Source organism: uncultured Catenibacterium sp., assembly GCF_900540665.1.
GTDB lineage: Bacteria > Bacillota_I > Bacilli_A > Erysipelotrichales > Coprobacillaceae > Catenibacterium.
The window spans coordinates 15,348-36,428 of the sequence record NZ_UQGV01000012.1; the positions used below are offsets into that span (position 1 = coordinate 15,348).

Consider the following 21,081-nt stretch of genomic DNA (forward strand, 5'->3'; position numbering starts at 1 on the left):
GGAGGATTAATAATATGGCTTTAGAATTTAGATATGATACACAGTTATTAATTGATGGTCATGATTTAGATGAAGATGAAATCAATGACTACATCACTGAACATTTTAAAGGAGACTGTCTTCTTGCAGTAGGTGATGAAGATCTAATTAAGATTCATTTCCATACAAATGAACCATGGCAGTTATTAGAATATTGTTCTACGTTAGGTGAAATCTATGATATCGTTGTAGAAGATATGGATCGTCAATCTAGAGGTCTTAAAGGATAACTTTCATCTTTGATGAAAGTTTTTTTGTAACTATGTTTGGATTAGGTACGATTATTAATTGCAGTGCTATTATTATCGCTGGCATTGCAGGCATGATATTTGGAAATCATTTAAAAGAGTCCATGCAGGATACTTTGATGAAGGCAGATGGTGTCGCTGTCATTTTCATAGGTATTGCGGGAGCATTAAGTAAAATGCTTGTAATAAAGGGTGGCACTATCAATACAACAGGTACTATGATGATGATTATTTCATTATCTCTTGGCGCAATTATAGGTGAATTGCTGGACTTAGATGGCAAGATGATTCACTTTGGTGAATGGCTTAAAATAAAAACTGGAAATGCGAAAGATAAGAAGTTTGTAGATGGTTTTGTGACAGCATCTTTAACAGTCTGTATTGGTGCGATGGCAGTTGTAGGTTCTATTGAAGATGGAATCCATGCCAATCATTCTATTCTTTTCGCAAAAGCGATACTCGATTTCGTGATTATTCTTGTTATGAGTGCAACTCTAGGTAAAGGGTGTTTATTCTCTTTTGTGCCAGTAGGTTTGTTTCAGGGAACAATCACCTTTTTGGCAAGTCTGATCAATCCTTTTATTACTGCTTCAGCTATGAGTGCTCTCTCATATATAGGTTCAATACTTATATTTTGTGTAGGTGTTAATCTTGTATTTAATACAAAAATACGTGTTGCAAACCTTTTACCCGCTTTAATTGTGGCGTGTATATGCACTGTTTTTCCATTGTAAGAAACTTTTACTTGCAATTATTCTTGTTTTTTGTAGAATATTTATGAGGAGTGAAGACGATGGAAAACAAGATTCGATTAAGCCCGAAGAGAATCCTTAATAAAGAATTTTCTATTGAATCAAAAGGCTATAGCGCAAATGAGGTAGATAGTTATCTTGATATTGTGAAAGAAGATTATCTGAATTTCCAATCTATGCTGAATGATTCTTATGATGAAATTGAAAGTCTTCAAAAAGAGAATGGTGCTTTAAGAAGAAAACTCAATGAATTATTAAGAGAAAGACAGGAACAGAGAGATAATGTACGCGTCATGGAAGAGAACTTGAATAACAATGTCGATGTCCTCAGGCGTATTTCTCAATTAGAAAGAGAAGTCTATCATAAAAATAAAGACTAATATGTGTCTGCGAGAACTGATCGCTGGAAACAGAGGAAAGTCCGTGCTGCCACTATCTGAGATGATAGTAGTGATCGTGCTGAGGCTAATAACCTCAGGCAGAAATGACAACGGTGAACGCCTAAGTCGTAAGATATGGAACTAGCCATAAAGTGCCACAGAAACGAATACTGTTAGAAATGACAGGGTGAAAAGGGGTAAACTTCGCGAGGCAGAAACCCAAATTTTGGTAGGGGAGTCTAGCAAAAGGAATTGAACGGATGCTAGGTAGAGTAATCTAAGATAAATGATGAGTTGAAAAACAGAACACGGCTTATAAGAGCAGACTCATAGATGGTTTCCATTTGGGAACCGTCTTTTTTGTCTGTCTATAATAGTTGTAAAATGACACTATTTGTGGTTAAATAGACTTGATATAAATGCAAGGAGGCTTTGAAATGAATATTAGTGAAATAATAAAACAAAAGAGAGAGGAGAAAGGATTAACTGTAGAGGAATTATCTTCTCAGACAATGCTTTCAGTTGCGATTATTAGAGATCTAGAAAATGGTAACTTTGATCATTATCAGGGTGAAGAAGCTTATGTGAAAATGTATTTAAGAAAGATCTGTCGCACTCTTGATATAAATGAAAAAGAAGTACAGAATGAATATTTAAATCTTACTCAGAAAATCGAGTTAGAAGAATTACAGGAAGCAGAACAGCAGAGTGAGGTAGCAAAGAAGAAACAGTCTGCAGATGAAGAAAAAGCTAAAGCTTTCCGTTTTGAAAAGCCTTCGTTTACTAATTCAAATAAAGGTGTTATGGGTAATAAAAGTCATTTAAATGTCATAAGAGTGATTATTATCGTATTGCTAGTGGCAATGATTTTCTTAGTTGCTTTCTTTGCAATCAGTAAAACAAAGTCAAATGTAGGTGCACCATCATTCACATCCAACCAGCAAACAGCAGCGGGTGAAGTAACTAAGAAACCTTCAAAGAAGAAAGACAAGACAACTCCAAAGAAGGATGAAACACCAGCTGTTACTTATACTAGAAATAGTGATTTAAATTATAATTTTAAATTAAAGGATTCCAATGCAGAAACATTTAAGTTAAAGGTTGAATATTCTAAGAAATGCTGGGGAAGTCTTTATGTAAACCGTGCTAAATATACTCAATTTGAAGGCAAAGTTTATAATGAAGGTGATACTGTTGAATTGACACTCAATACTGCAGAATTCAATACATTAAGACTTGTAAGTGGTGAGCAGTCTGGTGTAAAGGTTTATGTTGATGGTGTTGAAGTGCCATTAACAGATGAAGAAAAGGCTGAATCTGGATTAAAATATACTTATTTGACATTGGAGAAGTAAGATGAATTTACCAAATCGATTAACAGTAACACGTTTGTGTCTTGTACCAGTATTTATAATTTTATATTTGTGTCCTTATTATACAGATATCAGTGTGCCTCAGATTCATTTCCTATTTACTGATATTTCTGTTATTCAGCTACTTGCCTTTGTTATATTTTTAGGTGCTTCTATTACTGACTTTTTAGATGGCTATCTTGCAAGAAAAAATCATCTTGTCACTACATTTGGAAAGTTTGTTGACCCAATTGCAGATAAGATGCTTGTTAATTCTGCTTTAATCTTACTTGCCTGGAATAACAAAATGTCAGTTTTAGCACTTCTTGTTATGATTTTAAGAGATACTTTTGTGGATGGTGTTCGTCTTGTAGCCTCTAGCTCTAATAGAGTACTTGCTGCAAGTATTTATGGAAAATTGAAGACAGTGACTCAGATGGTAGGTATTTGTCTTCTTCTATTAAATAACCCAATCTTTGCATTATGGGATATTCCATTTGCTAACTATGTTATTAATGTTGCCGCTTGTGTTTCATTATTATCAGGTGTTGATTATTTCTGGAAGAACAGAGATTTAATCATGGAGAGTATGTAAAATGGAAGAAATAGTAAGACTGTTAAAAGAAAAGAATGTTTCTGTTTCTAGTGTTGAAAGTTTTACAGTAGGAAATTTTGCAGCAGCTCTTGGATCCGTTCCAGGAGTTTCTGCTGTTTATAAGGGAAGTCTTGTCAGTTATCAGAATATTATCAAGCATAAGGTGTTAGGCATCCCACAGGAAGTCATTGATACTTATGGTGTTGTATCTAATGAAGTGGCAGGACTCATGTGCATTAATGGACAGAAAATGTTTGATACAGATCTTTGTATTTCTTTTACAGGCAATGCAGGGCCAGATGCCATGGAAGGCAAGAAGGTAGGTCTCATTTATATTGGTATTGCCTATAAGGGTGATGTTCATACTTATGAATATGAACTTTCAGGAAGTCGCAAGCAGATTGTTGAACAGGCTATTGTGATTGGAAAAATGAAGATTTCGGAAATTTTGAAGTAATTTACAAATAATAATCGTATGAATATGTATGGAGGTATATGTTTATGGCGAAAGAAAAGAAGTCAGCAGTAAAAGATACTGATGCAGCATTAGATGATGCTATCAGTCAAATTGAAAAGAAATTTGGTAAAGGGTCTGTTATGCGTCTTGGAGACCGTACAGCAGTGGATGTGGATGTTATCCCTTCAGGCTCTTTAACTCTTGATAAAGCATTAGGTATTGGTGGTTACCCTAAAGGACGTATTATTGAAATCTACGGTCCTGAATCAAGTGGTAAAACAACTCTTACATTACATGCGATAGCCCAGGCACAAAAACAGGGTGGTAAAGCTGCGTTTATTGATGCAGAACATGCTATTGACCCTGTTTATGCAAAGAATTTAGGTGTTGATATTGATGAATTGATTCTTTCACAGCCGGATAGTGGTGAACAGGCATTAGAAATTGCTGAAATGCTTGTGCGTTCTGGCGTAATTGATCTGATCGTCATTGACTCAGTTGCTGCTTTAGTTCCTCAGGTTGAATTAGATGGTGAAATGGGTGATGCGGCAGTAGGTTTACAGGCACGTTTAATGAGTAAGGCTTTAAGAAAGCTTTCAGGTGTTATGAATAAAACGAACTGCACAGTCATTTTTATTAACCAGTTACGTGAAAAGATTGGGGTTATGTATGGTAATCCAGAAACAACAACTGGTGGTCGTGCCTTGAAGTTCTATTCTTCTGTACGTGTAGAAATTAGAAGAAGTGAACAAATCAAACAGAATGGTGAGATTGTTGGTAATAAAGCCAATATCAAGGTTGTTAAGAACAAAGTAGCACCTCCATTTAAGACAACTCAGGTTGATATCATCTATGGTAAAGGTATTTCACGTGACGGTGAAATTCTTGATTTAGCAGTTGAAGGCGATATCGTGGAAAAATCAGGTGCCTGGTACGCTTATAATGGAGAAAAAATTGGACAGGGAAGAGAAAATGCGAAGAATTTCCTTCTTGAACATCCTGCTATCTTTGCAGAAGTAGAAGAAAAAGTTAAAGCACAGCTTTTTGGAACTGAAGAAGAAGCTGCTGCGTAAATAGTCTCATTTTCAGGCGGATAATTCCGCCTTTTATTGAAGTATGGTGTTAAATATGAAGAAAACAGAACAACTTATTGCAAAAACATTCTTAGAACTTGTTGAGGAAAAACCTCTTGATAAGATTACTATTCAGGATATTGCCGATCAATGTGGCATTAATAGAAATACTTTCTATTATCACTTTGAAGATATCTATTCCCTGATTGAAACAATCTTCAAAAATCATTTATCAACTATTGGACAAATGTTTGAAGATGGTGCATCATGGAATGAATGTTCAGAGGTTGCCTTGAAATTCTTGATAGAAAATCGTCGTGCTATTAGACATATCGCTTTTTCAATGAGTCGCAATCAGTTAGATCATTATTTATTTGTTGTTTTTAAAAGAATATTTAGAGAATACTTGTTAGATAATTTTATTGTGGATATATCTGATGAAAAGTTTGATAATCTTATTTTGTTTTATACTTATGCAATCATGGGATGCATTGATCATAATTTCATCGAAAACAACAATGATATTGAGTTAGAGGAACTTCTAGATGAATTTAACACAACTATATTGATGACAAATCCCCTTAAAGCAAGTAAGCAGTCTTGATGGAAGACTGCTTTTTTTAGTGTTTGTATGATTGAAAAGTTTATTTAAATACCTTATAATGTAACTAGTGCTTTTAAGCACTTTTATACATAGGACACGGAGGACTTACATATGAACTTAATTAAAGTCTTGACCTATGTTCTTGTATTTCTTTTAGGTATGGGATGTTATTATTTATATATCCGTTTAAAAATTTCTAAAGCAAATACAGATGCCAAAACAATTGTTGAAGAAGCTAATACAAAAGCAGACAATCTCATTAAAGAAGCAACGCTTGATGCAAAAACAAAAGCTTATGAATATAAGCTTGAAGCTGAAAAAGAAGCAAAGCAGCAGCGCTTAGAATTGACTAAGTTTGAAAATAAGCTATTACAACGTGAACAGAACATCGACCGTAGAGATATTTCTTTACAGGGGAAGGAAGATGCTCTTGAAGCAAGAAGCCAACAATTAAATAAGAAAAAGGCGGAACTAGAGGTCAAGGAAGAAAAACTACAGCATCAGATTGATGAAAAAGTAGCAGAACTTGAAAAAATTGCAGCTATGTCTGCACAGGAAGCAAAAGCTGAACTCTTCAAACAGGTAGAACAGCGTATGGAGACTGAAGTCACTGCTTATATCAAAGAACAGGAAGATGAAGCAAAAACAAAAGCTTCACTATTTGCGAAAGATATTATTGCGAATGCTCTTAATCGCTATTCTCAGGAAGAAGTCATTGAACGCACAGTCAGTGTAGTTGCTCTTCCAAGTGAAGAAATGAAGGGTCGTATTATTGGCCGTGAAGGTCGTAATATTAAAGCGATTGAAAATGCAACTGGTGTAGATTTGATTATTGATGATACTCCAGAAGTGATTACATTATCATGTTTTGATCCAATTCGTCGTGAAGTGGCACGTTTATCACTTGAAACATTAATTCATGATGGACGTATTCAGCCAGGACGCATTGAGGAAGTTGTCGCTAAGACTAAAAAAGACCTTGATGATACTATCTTGAAGGCAGGGCAGGATGCTGTCTTTGAATTAGGATTATCTAGAATGAATAAAGAACTTGTTATGATGATTGGTAAGTTGAAATATCGTACAAGTTATGGACAGAATGCTTTACAGCATTCATTAGAAGTGGCTCATTTTGCCGGTATCATGGCCGCTGAACTTGGATTAAATCAGCAGCTTGCTAAACGTGCTGGTTTATTGCATGACTTAGGAAAAGCAGTTGACCATGAAATGGAAGGAAGTCACGTTGAATTAGGTGCAAAATTCGCTAAGAAATTTGGTGAAAATGCGACTGTAATTAATGCGATTGAATCACATCATGGAGATGTTCCAGCAACATCAATTATTGCAGTACTGATCTCTGCAGCAGATACACTGTCAGCTGCTAGACCTGGTAGTAGAAGTGAAAAAATTGAAAATTATATCCAGAGACTTGAAAAACTTGAAGAATTACCTAAACAGTTTGACGGTGTGGATAAGGTATTTGCCATCCAGGCAGGTCGTGAAATCAGAGTAATCGTTAACCCAGAAAAGATTGATGACTTAAAAGCACACAAACTTGCAAGAGATGTCAAAGAAAAAATTGAAACCGAACTCACTTACCCAGGACATATTAAAGTAACTGTGATCCGTGAGATTCGTGCTAATGAAATAGCTAAGTAGATAGGATCATCCCTATCTACTTTTTAGTTAAGGATGTGAATAAAAATGAATATATTATTTATTGGTGATATTTTTGGTAAGACAGGACGTAAAATGATTGAAACGTACCTACCAAAAATTGTAGAGAAGTATAGTGTAGAATGTGTTATTGCGAATGGTGAAAATACAAGCCATGGCAAGGGATTACTACAGAAACACTATGATGAATTACTATCTCATGGCATTTCTTTGATTACAATGGGGAATCATACTTATTCTAAGAAAGAAATCTTTGAATATATAGATAACGCAGACAAGCTGATTGTCCCATTAAATAAGCCTAAAGCTATGCCTGGAGTAGGTTCTAGAGTCATTGAAGTAAAAGGAAAGAAAATAAGAGTAACAAACTTACTTGGTCTTACATTTATGGATGGAAAACCACAGAATCCTTTTGAGGCAATTGAACCTGTTTTAGAAGAAGATGACAGTGATATCCATATCATTGACTTTCATGGTGAAGCGACAAGTGAAAAGATTGCTTTTGGTTATTATGTCGACGGACGTGTCAGTGCAGTGCTTGGTACACATACCCACGTTCCTACAGGAGATGAAAAGATTCTTCCAAATGGAACTGCTTTTCAGTGTGATGTTGGCATGACAGGGCCTTATGAAAGTGTTATTGGCTGTGAAAAAGAAGCAATCATTGAACGTAGTATAAAAGGTATCATGACACCTTTTAGAGTGGCTGAAGATGAAGGACAGCTATGTGCGACATTGCTTCATTTTGATGGTAACAAATGTAAAAATATTGAAAGAATAAGAATTGATCCTCAGGTAAAGTTTAAGTAAAAATGGAAGAAAGCGTCTTCACATTTTGTAAAGAATACAGTATAATGGTTCTAGTTATTGAAGGAGGACATAATTTTTATGGCTAAATGTAAAATTTTAATGCAGACTGCACAGGTGCAGAAGTTAATTACTTTTTTTGATGGATATAAGGATGATAAAGTAGAATTAAAGTATGTAAGCAAAGCTGGTATTAAGGCTACTTTCGAATGTGAAACAGAATTATCACCAGAAGATGCTGCTTCTCATTGTAAGTCTTTATTCAAGAAGACTCCAGAAGGAAGTTATATGTACTTCTCAATCCAGCCTGACGGTTTCTTTGGATAAGATACATTTTAAGGCACAGGTGAATTCCTGTGCTTTTTTTGTTAGAAGGGAGATTTTATGGATATTAAAGTCGTTATAGGGCAAATGATTGTATTATTTGCCTTGATGGGGTTGGGCTTTTTATTGTATAGAGTAAATATTTTGGATCTGGATACAAATAGTAAACTCACATCTCTAGTCTTATCGGTCACTACACCGTGTATGGTGTTGAATTCTGTATTATGTACAGAAAAATATAGTGACTCTAAAACAATCTTTACTATTTTAGGTATTGCAGTTGTTACATATTTTATTACACCTTTTATTGGATTGTTAATTAATAAACTATTACGTGTACCAAGTAATCAAACAGGTCTTTATGTCTTCATGACTGTGTTTTCTAATATTGGTTTTATTGGTTACCCTATTATGAAGGCCATATTTGGAAATGATTCTGTTTTCCATACATCCTTATTTGGTATGGTTTTTAATATTATGCTTTTTACTCTAGGTGTCTATTTGATTGGAATTGGCCAGCAGGAAAATAATAAACTGAATTTAAAGAATTTAATCACACCGGGTGTGATTTGTTCATTTCTAGCACTTATTCTCTATTTGATGCATATAAGAGCACCTAAGATTATAACGGATTTTACAGGGATGGTGGGCGATATGACAACGCCTCTTGCAATGATTATTATCGGTGTCACACTTGGTGCTATGAATATTAAAGAGGTATTTAATGAATTACGTGTCTATATGTATACACTAGTCAAGCAGCTGATTTTACCAGTTATTGCTTATCCCATTATTGCATTTTTGATTAAGGATAATTATTTAAGAGGATTGACTTTGATTATGTTATCTATGCCAGTAGGTAGTTCTGCTGTCTTGTTTACTAATAAATATGGTGGAGATAGTGAACTAGCAGCTAAAACAATATTTATGACAACGTTAATCTCTGTTTTCACTATTCCACTTGTTGTCTATATGTTTTTAATTTAACACTTTTACCCCAATTTAGGGGGTTTTTTTTATGAGGGGTATTTGTTATAATGGTGTCGAAAAGGAGCGTTTATGAAAGATTATAGTAAATATTTTAAAGGTCCTTCCTTAAAGGATGCACGTTCTAGAGGTCGTACTGAAGTACAACATTTAGATGATGCATTTGAGATTCCTGCAGATATGGTGGGAATTGGAAAAGGACAGACATATTATATCCAGACTTATGGATGTCAAGCGAATGAAAGAGATACTGAAACATTATCAGGTATCTTAGAAATGATGGGTTATACTCATACTGATGAAGTAAAACAGGCAGATGTTGTATTATTAAATACCTGCGCAATCAGAGAAAATGCAGAAGAAAAAGTATTTGGTAAGATTGGATACTTGAAGAACATTAAGAAGACTAGACCAAATCTGATTTTTGGTGTATGCGGCTGTATGGCACAGGAAGAAGTAGTTGTTAATAAGATTCTAGAGAAATTCCCTCAGGTTGATCTTATTTTTGGTACACATAATATCCACCGTCTTCCAGTTTTATTAAAACAGGCAATGTTAGAAAAAGAACTTGTTCTTGAAGTCTGGTCTAAGGAAGGGGATGTTATTGAAAATCTTCCAAGTCATCGTGCCAATAACTACAAGGCATGGGTCAATATTATGTATGGATGTAATAAATTCTGTACTTATTGTATTGTTCCTTATACAAGAGGTAAGGAACGTTCTCGTGAATTAGAAGAAATTATCAAGGAAGTAGAAGAATTAAAGAATAGCGGCTATAAAGAAATCACATTACTTGGACAGAATGTTAATTCTTATGGTAAGGATTTAAATAACGGTACTGATTTTGCAACATTATTAGAAGCTGTCGCAAAGACTGGTATTGATCGTATTCGATTCACTACAAGCCATCCTTGGGACTTTAATGCAGATATGATTGATATTATCGCTAAGTATGATAATATCATGCCTTCTATCCATTTACCTGTTCAGTCAGGAAATGATGATGTTTTACAGCTGATGGGTAGACGTTATTCAAAAGAAAGCTACTTAAAGCTATTTGATATGATTAAAGAAAAGATTCCTGACTGCACTGTGACAACAGATATAATTGTTGGTTTCCCAAATGAGACAGAAGAACAGTTCCAGGATACTTTATCTTTATATAACTATTGTAAGTATGATTTAGCTTATACATTTATTTATTCACCTAGAGAAGGTACTCCTGCTGCAAAGATGGAAGACAATGTGCCTCTTAGTGATAAGGAACAGCGTTTATATCGCTTAAATGAACTTGTAAATAAATATGCTAATGAAGCCAATCAGAAATACTTAGGACAGGTTGTTAAAGTACTTGTAGAAGGTCCATCTAAGAAGAATCCGGATGTCTTATCAGGTTATACAGAACATAACAAGTTAATTAACTTTAAAGGTGATGCCTCAATGGTGGGACAGATTGTTGATGTTCGTGTGACTGAAGCAAAGACATGGGCTTTAACAGGGGAACAGGTTGAAAGCAGCAACTAAGACTAAGGCAGAAGCTTTAAATAAGTTGATTCTAAGTGATCCGCTTATTCAGGAGTTTAAGAAGTATGAAGAGGCCTTAAAGCAGCACCCTGAATTGCTGGCTTTAGAAGATGAAATCAAAGAGGACAGCCAGATTATTCTGAAAAAGAAGGCGCTTGGTGAGCTGACTGAAGAAGAGATGAAGGCTTATTCAAAGAAGAAAGAATACTTTGAAAATCATCCTCTTGTTGTGAATTATTTGAATCTAAAAAGTGAAGTAAATGATTACCTTATACAAGTTGAAACAATCATCAATGAAGAATTATTAAAAGCTATTGACTAAATGTTTTTAAATGTTTATTATTGAACTAATTTATATAAAAAGGAGATTATTATGGCACATATTTTTAATGAACCCTCACACACTTTTAATGAATATTTATTGATTCCTGGTTATTCTAGTGAAGAATGCCAGCCACAGAATGTTAGTTTAAAGACACCTTTAGTTAAATTCAAGAAAGGTGAAGAACCAGCACTTTCATTAAATATCCCTCTTGTATCTGCAGTTATGCAGGCTGTATCTGATGATGGTATGGCAGTTGCTTTAGCAAGAGAAGGTGGATGTTCATTTATCTATGGTTCACAGACAATTGAATCACAGGCAGCAATGGTAAGACGTGTAAAAAACTATAAGGCAGGTTTCGTACCAAGTGATTCTAACTTAAGCGCTAATGATACTTTAGCAGATGTTCTTGCACTTAAAGAAAAGACTGGTCATTCAACTATGGCTGTTACTGAAGATGGTACAGCAAATGGTCGTTTGATTGGTTTAGTGACTGGTAGAGATTACCGTGTCAGCCGCATGGATGAAAATGAAAAAGTTGTTGATTTCATGACACCTTTTGATAAGTTGGTATGCGGACATAAAGATATTACTTTAAAAGAAGCAAATGATATTATCTGGGAAAACAAATTAAATGCGTTACCAATTATTGATGATGATAACAGACTTCTTTATTTTGTATTCAGAAAGGATTATGAATCAAGAAAATCAAATCCTAATGAATTATTAGATGAATCTAAACGTTATGTTGTTGGTGCTGGTATCAACACAAGAGACTTCGCAGAAAGAGTTCCTGCATTAATTGAAGCAGGCGTAGATGTATTATGTATTGACTCTTCTGAAGGTTATTCAGCTTGGCAGGCTAACACTATCGCATGGATCAGAGAACACTATGGTGATACTGTAAAAGTTGGTGCTGGTAACGTTGTAGATGGTGAAGGATTCAGATTCCTAGCAGAAGCTGGTGCTGACTTCATCAAAATCGGTATCGGTGGCGGATCTATCTGTATCACTCGTGAACAGAAAGGTATCGGTAGAGGTCAGGCAACTGCAACTATCGAAGTAGCTGAAGCAAGAGATGCATATTTTAAAGAAACTGGTATTTATATCCCTATCTGTTCAGATGGTGGTATCGTTCATGATTATCATATGACTTTAGCTTTAGCTATGGGTTCTGATTTTATCATGTTAGGTCGTTACTTCTCTCGTTTTGATGAATCACCAACTAACAAGGTAAACATCAACGGTCAGTATATGAAAGAATACTGGGGTGAAGGTTCTGCACGTGCTAGAAACTGGCAGAGATATGACTTAGGTGGAGATAAGAAGCTTTCATTTGAAGAAGGCGTAGATTCTTATGTGCCATATGCTGGTAGCTTAAAAGATAACGTTGGTTTATCATTAAGCAAGATGAAGCATACAATGTGTAACTGTGGTGCACTTACAATTGCTGAATTACAGGAAAAAGCGAAGATCCAGCTTGTGTCTGCAACTTCAATCGTTGAAGGTGGCGCACATGACGTCTTATTAAAAGACTCTTCAAATTCAGGTAACAGATAATAGGAGGATGGAAGGAATAATATATTCCTTCCATTTTTTTCTTTAGTGGGAATATTCATGGTAATTAATAAAGAAAGACTTGTTCAGACATTTTGTGAAATGGTTTCTATTGATAGTGAATCTTATCATGAAAAGAAGATGAAAGACTATTTAATGAAGGTTTTTAAAGAATGCTATATGGAGTGTATAGAAATGCCTATAGAAGGCTTTGAAGCAGGAAATATTTATGCGGTATTGAAAGGTGATGTCCATAAAGAACCTGTTGTGTTTTCAGGACATATGGATACTGTATCACCGGGTAATGGGAAGCATGCTATTGTTCATGAGGATGGACGTATTACAAGTGATGGAACAACAGTTCTAGGCGCTGATGATGTTTCTGCGCTTGCTTCTTATATTGAAGCTATTCGTACAATTCAAGAACAAAATATTCCTCATGGAGATATAGAATTTGCTATCAGCGTAGCTGAAGAACCTTATGATGCAGGAAGTGCTTATTATGATTTTGGTCATATTCAATCACGTATTGGTTATGCATTTGATTTAGCGGGTGAAGTAGGCTTAGCAGCGATAGAGGCTCCTTCTATTGTTTCTTTTAAGATTGTTGTTAAGGGTAAAAGTGCCCATGCAGGTTTTAATCCTGAAGATGGTATTCATGCCTTAAAGATTGCTTCAAGTGCCATAAGTCGCATTCCTAATGGCCATGTCAATGATAAGACAACAGTCAATTTTGGCACTATTCAGGGTGGACAAGGACGTAATATTGTCCCTAGAGAAGTTATTATTACCGGAGAAATAAGAAGTTTTGATCACCAAGATGCGCTTGACTGGAGCTATTATATAAAGAAGATCTTCGAAGAAGAAGCAGCGAAAGAACATGGAAATATAGAATTCAGCGATTATGTGCATATAGAGGCATATAAAATTGAAGAGGATGAAGAGGTTGTCGAACGCTTTAAACGTGCCTGTAATAAGCTTGGATTAGCACCACACTTTATTTCTACACATGGCGGGTCTGATAATAATAGATTTGTGAAAGAAGGAATCAGAGGCATTGTAGTTGCATGTGCTATGAATGATTGTCATAGTGTGAGTGAATATACAACAATAGATGAATTAGAAAAGAGTGCTCAATTAGCATTACTTCTTATGATTGATTAAAAATATGTTATAATGTGATAGTTAGGAGTGGGTATCATTTTGAAAAAAGAAAAATACTCTCCGATGATGGAGAAATATTTAGAATTAAAGAAAGATTATCAGGATGCAATTGTAATGTATCGTATAGGAGATTTCTATGAAATGTTCTTTGATGATGCAGCAGTTGCTTCTAAAGCATTAAATCTTGCTTTAACAGGTAAAAATGCAGGTGTAAAAGAACGTGTTCCCATGTGTGGAGTCCCTTTTCATGCTGCAACAGGTTACGTAGAAGAATTGGTCAAACAAGGTCATAAGATTGTTATTGTTGAACAGCTTTCAGATCCAAAAGCAAAGGGACTTGTAGAAAGAGGTGTTGTTCAGATTGTTACACCTGGTACCTTGATGGATTTTAAGTTAAATGAGAAGGTCAATAACTTTATTGGCGCATTAGGTGTTTTTGATTTCTCTTATACATTGGCTTATGCAGATTTATCAACAGGTGAATTCTATTGTTTAAATCTAGAGAAAAAGGAACATCTTTTACGTAATAAGATTGAATCGTTAGGTATTAAAGAGATAGTTGTGGAAGATGATTCTATTTCTATTGATGGCGTGATGATGTCTTCTTTTAAAGATGAAACAATTAAAGATAATTATAAGAAAACATTTGAGAATATTAATGATTTAAAACAGATCAAGGTTTGTGCAAACCTATTGAATTATCTTCTTGATACACAAAAAAGAGAACTGGAATATATTCAGACGATTGTAGAAGTGAAACAGGAAGATTATGTTTATATGGAAAGTGCCACTAAAAAAGCATTAGAACTCACTAAGAATGCGAATAATGAGAAATATGGCACATTATTATGGTTGTTAGATCATACACATAGTGCAATGGGTGGTCGTTTATTGAAACAATGGATTGATCAGCCTCTTATCTCTAAAGAAAAGATTGAAGAAAGACTTGATCTTGTTGAAGTGTTCATGGATAACTTCTTAGAAAGAGAAACAATCATTGATATGATCAATGATATTTATGATATTGAGAAGCTGGCTTCTAGAGTGGCTTTTGGAAATGTGAATGCGAGAGATTTAAAGTGGATTTGTTCTTCATTGAAGGTGATTCCAGAATTAAAGTATCAGTTATTAAGTCTTGATCATCCACAATTAAATAAGCTTGCTATGCAGTTAGTTGATTTATCACCTATTATACAGACAATTGATGAAGCGATTGTAGATGATCCACCTCTAGTGATTAAAGAAGGAAATATCATCAAAGATGGCTACAATAAAGAATTGGATGAATTGCGTGATATTCGTAAGAATGGTAAAAAATGGCTGATGGCTTTTGAAGAAAAAGAAAAAGAACGTACAGGAATCAAAGGTTTAAAGGTGGGTTATAACCGTGTCTTTGGTTATTATATCGAAGTGACAAAAAGTTATTTACCTTTAGTTAAGGATGAATTCAATTATACAAGAAAACAGAGCTTATCAAATGCAGAAAGATTTATTACTCCTGAACTAAAGGATATGGAGAATAAGATTCTATCTGCACAGGATCGTATTATTGCTTTAGAATATGAAATATTTACACAGGTAAGACAATATATTAAAGGTTTTGTTCATGAGATACAGGATGTTGCTAAGGTTGTTGCTAAGGTGGATGTTTTCACATCTTTTGCGCTTGTATCAGGTCGTAATGATTATGTACGTCCGGTTTTCAATGATGAGCATATTATTCATATTGAAGCAGGAAGACATCCTGTTGTGGAGGAAGTTATTTCAAAAGAGAATTATGTTAAGAATGATGTATCTTTAGGTGAAGATGCTAAAATCATGTTGATTACTGGTCCAAATATGGGCGGTAAATCTACTTATATGCGTCAGATGGCTTTGACGATGATCATGGCACAGATTGGATGTTTTGTACCGGCAAGAAGTGCCGACCTTCCTGTTTTTGATGCAATATTTACACGTATTGGAGCAAGTGATGATCTGATCAGCGGTCAGTCTACTTTCATGGTAGAAATGTTAGAAGCAAATAATGCATTGAAATATGCAAGTGAGAACTCTTTAATCATCTTTGATGAAATTGGTAGAGGAACAGCGACATTTGATGGAATGGCATTGGCTCAAGGTATTTTAGAATATATAGCCAATCATAATCATTCATTGACTTTCTTCTCAACGCATTATCATGAATTAACACGTATGGAAGGTGCTTCTATTAAGAATGTTCATGCAGGTGCTGATATCTCAAATGATTCTATTCGTTTCTTATATCATATTGAAGATGGACCTTCAGGTCAGTCCTATGGTATAAATGTTGCGAAACTAGCAAAATTACCTGAACAGGTTATTGTACGTGCTGATGCAATTTTAAAATCATTAGAAGACAACAATATTGAAGAGAAGCTTCAAAATGTAGAAGTGCAGCCTGTTGTTAAAACAAGTGCCGTAGAAGAAACGCTTAAAGGTATTGATCCGATGAGTTTATCACCACTTGATGCCTTAAGTACATTAATTGAATTAAAGAAGATGTTGTAGGAGAATATATGGGACATATTAGACAATTAAGTGAAAATCTAGCCAATAAGATTGCGGCAGGAGAAGTTGTTGAACGTCCTGCTAGTGTTATTAAAGAGCTTACAGAAAATAGTATCGATGCTAAGGCAAAAAGTATCACAATTCTTGTTGAACAGGGTGGTACCAGCAGTATGTCTGTTATCGATGATGGGATAGGAATGAATCGTACAGATGCACTTCTTTGTTTTAGTCGTCATGCGACAAGCAAGATTGTAGATGAAAATGATTTATTCAATATCACAACATTGGGCTTTAGAGGAGAAGCCATTCCTTCTATCGCCTCTATTAGTGTCTTCACACTTGAAACAAGTGATGGAGAAGAAAATACAAAAGTAGAATATGAATTTGGAAAAAGAAAGTCAGTAGACAGCGTTGCAATGAATCGTGGTACAAAGATCACGGTTGAACGTATTTTCCAGAATGTGCCTGCCAGACTTAAATATATGAAGTCTATCAATGCTGAATTTGCAGCTATTTATTCTTATGTAGAACGTCTTGCTTTAGCACATCCTGAAATTTCTTTTACTCTTGTACATGACCATAAAACAATATTTAAGACAAATGGTAGAAACAATTTATTAGAAGTAATTAGCGAAATTTATGGTATTCCTGTCGCAAAGAATATGATTCATGTCGATTTTGGAAATGAGGAATTCCATGTTTCAGGTTATATATCTAAGATTGATACATCACGTTCCTCAAAAAATCATATTGTTACTCTAGTAAATCATCGTTTTGTCAAAAATATGAAAACAATCAATACAATCAATGAGGTTTATCGTCGTTATCTTGCGGATAAAAGATTTCCTATTGCGATTTTAGAGATTGATGTAGACCCTTATTTAGTTGATGTGAATGTTCATCCTGCTAAACTTGAAGTGCGTTTCTCTAAAGAAACAGAACTTAAGGAATTACTTCTTAAAGGTTTAGAAGAGGCTTTATCTAAAAAGAATCTGACTTACAAACCTTCTACAAGAGAAACGGAAAAAGCTTCTTTTAAGCCAAGTCTCGCTCAGATGACTATTCCTCTTGATGAAGTGTTTGAAGAAGTTAAAGAAGAACCTGTTTTAGAAACAATTGAAACAGTTCATGAAGATATACCTGTTTATGAACCTGAACAGGTTGAAGTTAAAGTACAGCCAAAAGAAGAACCACTTAAACCTATTAAAGAAAAAATAAAGGTTATTGGACAAACAAGAGGAACTTATATTCTAGGAGAAAACGAACGTGGTTTTTATATTATTGATCAACATGCTGCTCAGGAACGTATTAATTATGAATATTTCTTGAATAAGTTTTCTCATCCTGATTTATCTATACAGCCAATGATTGTTCCACTCACTTTTGAATATCCAGAAAGTGAATGTTTAGTCATTGATGAGCATAAGGAACTGCTAGAAGAAGTAGGTATTCATCTTGAATCATTTGGCCGTCATTCCTATATCGTGCGTGGCTTACCTTTATGGATGAAAAACATTGATGAAAAGATTTTTATTGATGAAATGATCCAAGAGGTATTAAACAATCAGAGCTTGGATATTGTTGCAATGCAGGAGCATGCAATTGCGACACTTGCATGTAAAGCAAGTGTTAAAGGGAATACATATCTTACAACACAGGATATGCAGACTATTGTTGATAATTTGATGCGTTGTGATAATCCTTATGTTTGTCCTCATGGTAGACCAACAATTATATTCTATAGTGATTATGAAATAGAAAAGTTATTTAAGAGGGTTGTAGTATGAAAAAAGTAATTGCAGTTTGTGGACCTACAGCCGTAGGTAAAACACGTATGGGTGTTTCTCTTGCAGAAGCACTTCATGGAGAAGTCATTAGCGGTGATTCTATGCAGATCTACCGTACAATGGATATTGGAACAGCGAAAGCGACTCCTGAAGAAATGCAGGGCATTATCCATCATATGATTGATATCAAAAATCCTGATGAAACTTTTTCTGTGAGTGAATTCCAGAAAGAAGTGCGTCATTATATCGACACAATTGATATGCCCATAGTCGTAGGAGGAACGGGCCTTTATATTAAAGGTGCTCTTTATGATTATACTTTTGAAGAAACAGAATCAAAGCATGATGAAATCAAGGCAAAGTATGCACATTATACAAATGAAGAATTACATCAGTATTTAGCATCATTTGATTCTCAGTCTGCACAGGATCTTCATCCAAATAATCGTCAAAGAGTCTTACGTGCTATTGAGATTTATGAAGAATCTGGTAAAAGAAAAAGTGATATTCTAGAGGCTCAGGAGCATAAGCCTGTTTATGATATATATTTTGTAGGGCTCACATTACCTCGTCCTGTTTTATATGAACGTATCAACAAGCGTGTTGATCTTATGATTGAACAGGGATTAGAAGAAGAAGTGAGAACTATCTATGAATCAGGCTTATCACGTAATGCGCAATCTATGAAGGCGATTGGCTATAAAGAATGGTTTGACTATTTTGAAGGTTTAAAATCAAAAGAAGAAATCATTGAAGAAATCAAGAAACATTCACGTAATTATGCGAAAAGGCAATATACATGGTTTAATAACCAGTTTGATGTTCACTGGTATGATGTGAATCTAGAAGATTTTGATTCAACAATCCAGAGCGTCTTAAAAGATATTAAAGAGTGGTATGAAAAAGGATAAGTCTCTTTAGCGAGGCTTATCCTTTTTGAGTTTTCTGATATTTGTTGTTCTGCCATGCTTGAGAATTCTCTGGTAATTCTCAGTCAGTGACTTTTCATAACGGCTTGTCAGCCAAGGTACATAGAACTGTGCATCTTTGATTTCATCAGGAAGATACTGTAGATATTCCCATAAATCAGGTCTATTATAGTCATAACGATCTTCTTCAGCAACACCAACAGGTGTTAAACGGATATATTGAGGTGCCTTATGAGGCTCGTTGTGATAAGAAGCAAGCGCTGCATCGATTGCATCTTCACTAGATCTTGATTTAGGGGATAAAGCTAATTCTATAATGCAGCTTGCAAGAGGAATTCTTGCTTCAGGAAAACCGATTGTCTTAGCTGCTTGAAAAGCGAGAACTGTACGCATACAAGCATTAGGATTGGCAAGACCTATATCTTCATAAGCAGTTGTGATTAATCTTCTTTCAAGAGATTCAATGTCTCCGGCATCAATTAGTTTTGCGAAATAATAAAGAGCACCATTAGGATCAGATCCTCTGATGGATTTCTGTAAACCGCTTAAAGTGTCATAATATTGGTCCTCATCTTTATCGAACTGCATATTAGCACGAGGCACAGCATCTTGTATTATATTTAATGTAATATGTGTATCAGGGGCATAGATAGTAGCAAGCTCTAGGCAATTATAAGCATAACGTACATCACCGCTGCTCATTCTTGCGATATAATCATAAACATTCTCATCTATTTCATATTGATGATTCAGACCTCTTTCACTCACCGCTGCTCTTTTACATGCCTCTACGATCTCTTCATTATTTAAAGGCTTGACTTCACATAAATGACATCTTGAACGAATGGCAGGATTGATTGAATGATAAGGATTGGCTGTTGTACAGCCTGCAATAATCAATAAGCCACTTTCGATATAGGGTAATAGATGGTCCTGCTTAGCTTTATTTAGACGATGCACTTCATCTACAATTACAAACAATCCTTCAGAAAGCTTTGCTTCTGTAATAATCTGATCCATTTCTTTCTTATTACCGGTAGAGGCATTAAAGATGCGATAAGGAATATTCAGATCATGAGCCAGTGCTTTTGCGATGGTGGTCTTCCCACACCCTGGAGGACCATATAAGATAATGGACATTGGATGATCTTTCTTTACAAACTGTTTTAATAATTTATTTTCTCCTACAAGATGTTTCTGTCCAATCACATCATCAAGACCGATAGGGCGCATAGAATCTGCAAGTGTCTTATGAATCATAGTTTATTTCCTTTCTTTTAAGAATCGTGTATAATTATAACATGATTTTGTAAGGAGAGAGTACATGAAAATTGTTTTACAAAGAGTAAAAGAAGCAAGCGTTACAATTGATGGAGAAGTACATGGCGCTATTGGTAAGGGTTATATGATTCTTGTTGGGTTTAATGAAGAAGATAATCATGAAATCATTGACCGTCTTGTAGAAAAAGTTATTCATTTAAGAGTATTTGAAGATGAAAATCAGAAAATGAATCGTTCACTATTAGATGTTGAAGGTTCTATTCTTTCTATTTCACAATTCACATTGTATGCAGACTGTCGTAAAGGAAGAAGACCAAGTTTTATTAATGCAGCAAAGCCAGATGTATCTTCACCACTTTATGATTACTTCAATGAATGTTTAAGAAATCAGGGAATTCATGTAGAAACAGGGATCTTTGGTGCTGATATGAAATGTGCGTTAATTAATGATGGACCGGTTACCATTGTTTTAGATAGCGATGAGTTAATGCCACATAAATAAAGCAATTATAAGGTGATAAGAGGGCATATAAGCCCTTTTTCATCTTTTTTAACAAAAAATGAATAAAATCATAAAAAAGGCTTTACAAGCGGAATGAATGGTGGTAGTATAAATGAGCACTCCGGTGAGGAGCGCGGACAGAACATTGAAAACTGAACAGATACACGTCAGATTTATTTGAAAACATTTAA

21 protein-coding genes and 1 other RNA gene are annotated in these 21,081 nt (G+C 34.9%); 21 read left to right on the forward strand and 1 reads right to left on the reverse strand.

What is annotated here, in order from left to right:
* Positions 1 to 14: 14 nt before the first annotated feature.
* The 20 genes from QZQ55_RS02850 to miaA all read left to right on the forward strand — a co-directional run bounded on the left by QZQ55_RS02850 (position 15) and on the right by miaA (position 19,089).
* Entirely contained in the window at positions 15 to 269 is a 255-nt protein-coding gene (locus QZQ55_RS02850) for a hypothetical protein (RefSeq protein ID WP_006505469.1), read from the forward strand.
* 32 nt (positions 270 to 301) lie between these two features.
* Complete coding sequence (locus QZQ55_RS02855) at positions 302 to 1,021, forward strand: DUF554 domain-containing protein (RefSeq protein WP_295089651.1); 720 nt, start codon at positions 302 to 304, stop codon at positions 1,019 to 1,021.
* Between the two features lie 59 nt (positions 1,022 to 1,080).
* Positions 1,081 to 1,419, forward strand: coding sequence for a DivIVA domain-containing protein (locus tag QZQ55_RS02860; protein WP_295089654.1), 339 nt, complete (start codon positions 1,081 to 1,083; stop codon positions 1,417 to 1,419).
* 8 nt (positions 1,420 to 1,427) lie between these two features.
* An RNA gene (rnpB, locus tag QZQ55_RS02865) (RNase P RNA component class B) lies at positions 1,428 to 1,740 on the forward strand.
* Positions 1,741 to 1,856: 116 nt separating this feature from the next.
* Positions 1,857 to 2,774, forward strand: coding sequence for a RodZ family helix-turn-helix domain-containing protein (locus tag QZQ55_RS02870; RefSeq protein ID WP_295089656.1), 918 nt, complete (start codon positions 1,857 to 1,859; stop codon positions 2,772 to 2,774).
* A gap of 1 nt (position 2,775) precedes the next feature.
* Positions 2,776 to 3,366, forward strand: a complete 591-nt coding sequence (pgsA, locus tag QZQ55_RS02875; protein ID WP_295089659.1) for a CDP-diacylglycerol--glycerol-3-phosphate 3-phosphatidyltransferase — start codon at positions 2,776 to 2,778, stop codon at positions 3,364 to 3,366.
* 1 nt (position 3,367) lies between these two features.
* The gene (locus tag QZQ55_RS02880) at positions 3,368 to 3,823 is read left to right on the forward strand and encodes a CinA family protein (protein WP_295089662.1); all 456 of its coding nucleotides are present in this window, start codon (positions 3,368 to 3,370) and stop codon (positions 3,821 to 3,823) included.
* Between the two features lie 44 nt (positions 3,824 to 3,867).
* Complete coding sequence (gene recA, locus QZQ55_RS02885) at positions 3,868 to 4,896, forward strand: recombinase RecA (protein ID WP_040389823.1); 1,029 nt, start codon at positions 3,868 to 3,870, stop codon at positions 4,894 to 4,896.
* A gap of 55 nt (positions 4,897 to 4,951) precedes the next feature.
* On the forward strand, positions 4,952 to 5,500 hold the full coding sequence (locus QZQ55_RS02890) for a TetR/AcrR family transcriptional regulator C-terminal domain-containing protein (protein WP_295089665.1): 549 nt from the start codon (positions 4,952 to 4,954) through the stop codon (positions 5,498 to 5,500).
* A 111-nt stretch (positions 5,501 to 5,611) separates the two neighbouring features.
* Entirely contained in the window at positions 5,612 to 7,159 is a 1,548-nt protein-coding gene (gene rny, locus QZQ55_RS02895; protein ID WP_295089667.1) for a ribonuclease Y, read from the forward strand.
* Positions 7,160 to 7,204: 45 nt separating this feature from the next.
* Positions 7,205 to 7,987: a TIGR00282 family metallophosphoesterase gene (locus QZQ55_RS02900; RefSeq protein ID WP_295089670.1), complete on the forward strand. Its 783-nt coding sequence runs from the start codon at positions 7,205 to 7,207 to the stop codon at positions 7,985 to 7,987.
* A 78-nt stretch (positions 7,988 to 8,065) separates the two neighbouring features.
* The gene (locus QZQ55_RS02905; protein ID WP_295089672.1) at positions 8,066 to 8,311 is read left to right on the forward strand and encodes a hypothetical protein; all 246 of its coding nucleotides are present in this window, start codon (positions 8,066 to 8,068) and stop codon (positions 8,309 to 8,311) included.
* Between the two features lie 57 nt (positions 8,312 to 8,368).
* Entirely contained in the window at positions 8,369 to 9,295 is a 927-nt protein-coding gene (locus QZQ55_RS02910) for an AEC family transporter (protein WP_295089675.1), read from the forward strand.
* A 72-nt stretch (positions 9,296 to 9,367) separates the two neighbouring features.
* Positions 9,368 to 10,819 (forward strand): tRNA (N6-isopentenyl adenosine(37)-C2)-methylthiotransferase MiaB, encoded by a 1,452-nt coding sequence (gene miaB, locus QZQ55_RS02915; protein ID WP_006505481.1) that lies wholly within the window; start codon positions 9,368 to 9,370, stop codon positions 10,817 to 10,819.
* Positions 10,803 to 11,141, forward strand: coding sequence for a YlbF family regulator (locus QZQ55_RS02920; RefSeq protein WP_295089677.1), 339 nt, complete (start codon positions 10,803 to 10,805; stop codon positions 11,139 to 11,141). The genes miaB and QZQ55_RS02920 overlap by 17 nt, the downstream gene beginning before the upstream one ends.
* A gap of 51 nt (positions 11,142 to 11,192) precedes the next feature.
* Complete coding sequence (locus QZQ55_RS02925) at positions 11,193 to 12,701, forward strand: IMP dehydrogenase (protein WP_221711388.1); 1,509 nt, start codon at positions 11,193 to 11,195, stop codon at positions 12,699 to 12,701.
* Between the two features lie 57 nt (positions 12,702 to 12,758).
* Positions 12,759 to 13,862 carry a M20/M25/M40 family metallo-hydrolase gene (locus tag QZQ55_RS02930; RefSeq protein WP_295089680.1) on the forward strand — a complete coding sequence of 368 codons (1,104 nt, stop codon included), beginning with the start codon at positions 12,759 to 12,761 and terminating at the stop codon, positions 13,860 to 13,862.
* Positions 13,863 to 13,925: 63 nt separating this feature from the next.
* On the forward strand, positions 13,926 to 16,391 hold the full coding sequence (gene mutS / locus QZQ55_RS02935) for a DNA mismatch repair protein MutS (RefSeq protein ID WP_295089692.1): 2,466 nt from the start codon (positions 13,926 to 13,928) through the stop codon (positions 16,389 to 16,391).
* Positions 16,392 to 16,399: 8 nt separating this feature from the next.
* Positions 16,400 to 18,178 (forward strand): DNA mismatch repair endonuclease MutL, encoded by a 1,779-nt coding sequence (gene mutL, locus QZQ55_RS02940; protein ID WP_295089683.1) that lies wholly within the window; start codon positions 16,400 to 16,402, stop codon positions 18,176 to 18,178.
* Positions 18,175 to 19,089 carry a tRNA (adenosine(37)-N6)-dimethylallyltransferase MiaA gene (gene miaA / locus QZQ55_RS02945; RefSeq protein ID WP_295089686.1) on the forward strand — a complete coding sequence of 305 codons (915 nt, stop codon included), beginning with the start codon at positions 18,175 to 18,177 and terminating at the stop codon, positions 19,087 to 19,089. The genes mutL and miaA overlap by 4 nt, the downstream gene beginning before the upstream one ends.
* 6 nt (positions 19,090 to 19,095) lie before the next feature.
* Here miaA and QZQ55_RS02950 read toward each other — a convergent pair whose 3' ends face one another.
* Positions 19,096 to 20,364, reverse strand: coding sequence for a replication-associated recombination protein A (locus QZQ55_RS02950; RefSeq protein WP_295089695.1), 1,269 nt, complete (start codon positions 20,362 to 20,364; stop codon positions 19,096 to 19,098).
* Between the two features lie 67 nt (positions 20,365 to 20,431).
* Between QZQ55_RS02950 and dtd the strand changes: the two genes are divergently transcribed.
* Positions 20,432 to 20,890 carry a D-aminoacyl-tRNA deacylase gene (dtd, locus tag QZQ55_RS02955; protein ID WP_295089689.1) on the forward strand — a complete coding sequence of 153 codons (459 nt, stop codon included), beginning with the start codon at positions 20,432 to 20,434 and terminating at the stop codon, positions 20,888 to 20,890.
* Positions 20,891 to 21,081 lie beyond the last annotated feature (191 nt).

Excerpts from the sequence above, each read along its gene's own strand:
- QZQ55_RS02850 (WP_006505469.1), top strand. The coding sequence starts at position 15 with ATGGCTTTAGAATTTAGATATGATACACAGTTATTAATTGATGGTCAT.
- QZQ55_RS02855 (WP_295089651.1), top strand. The coding sequence starts at position 302 with ATGTTTGGATTAGGTACGATTATTAATTGCAGTGCTATTATTATCGCT.
- QZQ55_RS02860 (WP_295089654.1), top strand. The coding sequence starts at position 1,081 with ATGGAAAACAAGATTCGATTAAGCCCGAAGAGAATCCTTAATAAAGAA.
- QZQ55_RS02870 (WP_295089656.1), top strand. The coding sequence starts at position 1,857 with ATGAATATTAGTGAAATAATAAAACAAAAGAGAGAGGAGAAAGGATTA.
- pgsA (WP_295089659.1), top strand. The coding sequence starts at position 2,776 with ATGAATTTACCAAATCGATTAACAGTAACACGTTTGTGTCTTGTACCA.
- QZQ55_RS02880 (WP_295089662.1), top strand. The coding sequence starts at position 3,368 with ATGGAAGAAATAGTAAGACTGTTAAAAGAAAAGAATGTTTCTGTTTCT.
- recA (WP_040389823.1), top strand. The coding sequence starts at position 3,868 with ATGGCGAAAGAAAAGAAGTCAGCAGTAAAAGATACTGATGCAGCATTA.
- QZQ55_RS02890 (WP_295089665.1), top strand. The coding sequence starts at position 4,952 with ATGAAGAAAACAGAACAACTTATTGCAAAAACATTCTTAGAACTTGTT.
- rny (WP_295089667.1), top strand. The coding sequence starts at position 5,612 with ATGAACTTAATTAAAGTCTTGACCTATGTTCTTGTATTTCTTTTAGGT.
- QZQ55_RS02900 (WP_295089670.1), top strand. The coding sequence starts at position 7,205 with ATGAATATATTATTTATTGGTGATATTTTTGGTAAGACAGGACGTAAA.
- QZQ55_RS02905 (WP_295089672.1), top strand. The coding sequence starts at position 8,066 with ATGGCTAAATGTAAAATTTTAATGCAGACTGCACAGGTGCAGAAGTTA.
- QZQ55_RS02910 (WP_295089675.1), top strand. The coding sequence starts at position 8,369 with ATGGATATTAAAGTCGTTATAGGGCAAATGATTGTATTATTTGCCTTG.
- miaB (WP_006505481.1), top strand. The coding sequence starts at position 9,368 with ATGAAAGATTATAGTAAATATTTTAAAGGTCCTTCCTTAAAGGATGCA.
- QZQ55_RS02925 (WP_221711388.1), top strand. The coding sequence starts at position 11,193 with ATGGCACATATTTTTAATGAACCCTCACACACTTTTAATGAATATTTA.
- QZQ55_RS02930 (WP_295089680.1), top strand. The coding sequence starts at position 12,759 with ATGGTAATTAATAAAGAAAGACTTGTTCAGACATTTTGTGAAATGGTT.
- mutS (WP_295089692.1), top strand. The coding sequence starts at position 13,926 with ATGATGGAGAAATATTTAGAATTAAAGAAAGATTATCAGGATGCAATT.
- mutL (WP_295089683.1), top strand. The coding sequence starts at position 16,400 with ATGGGACATATTAGACAATTAAGTGAAAATCTAGCCAATAAGATTGCG.
- miaA (WP_295089686.1), top strand. The coding sequence starts at position 18,175 with ATGAAAAAAGTAATTGCAGTTTGTGGACCTACAGCCGTAGGTAAAACA.
- dtd (WP_295089689.1), top strand. The coding sequence starts at position 20,432 with ATGAAAATTGTTTTACAAAGAGTAAAAGAAGCAAGCGTTACAATTGAT.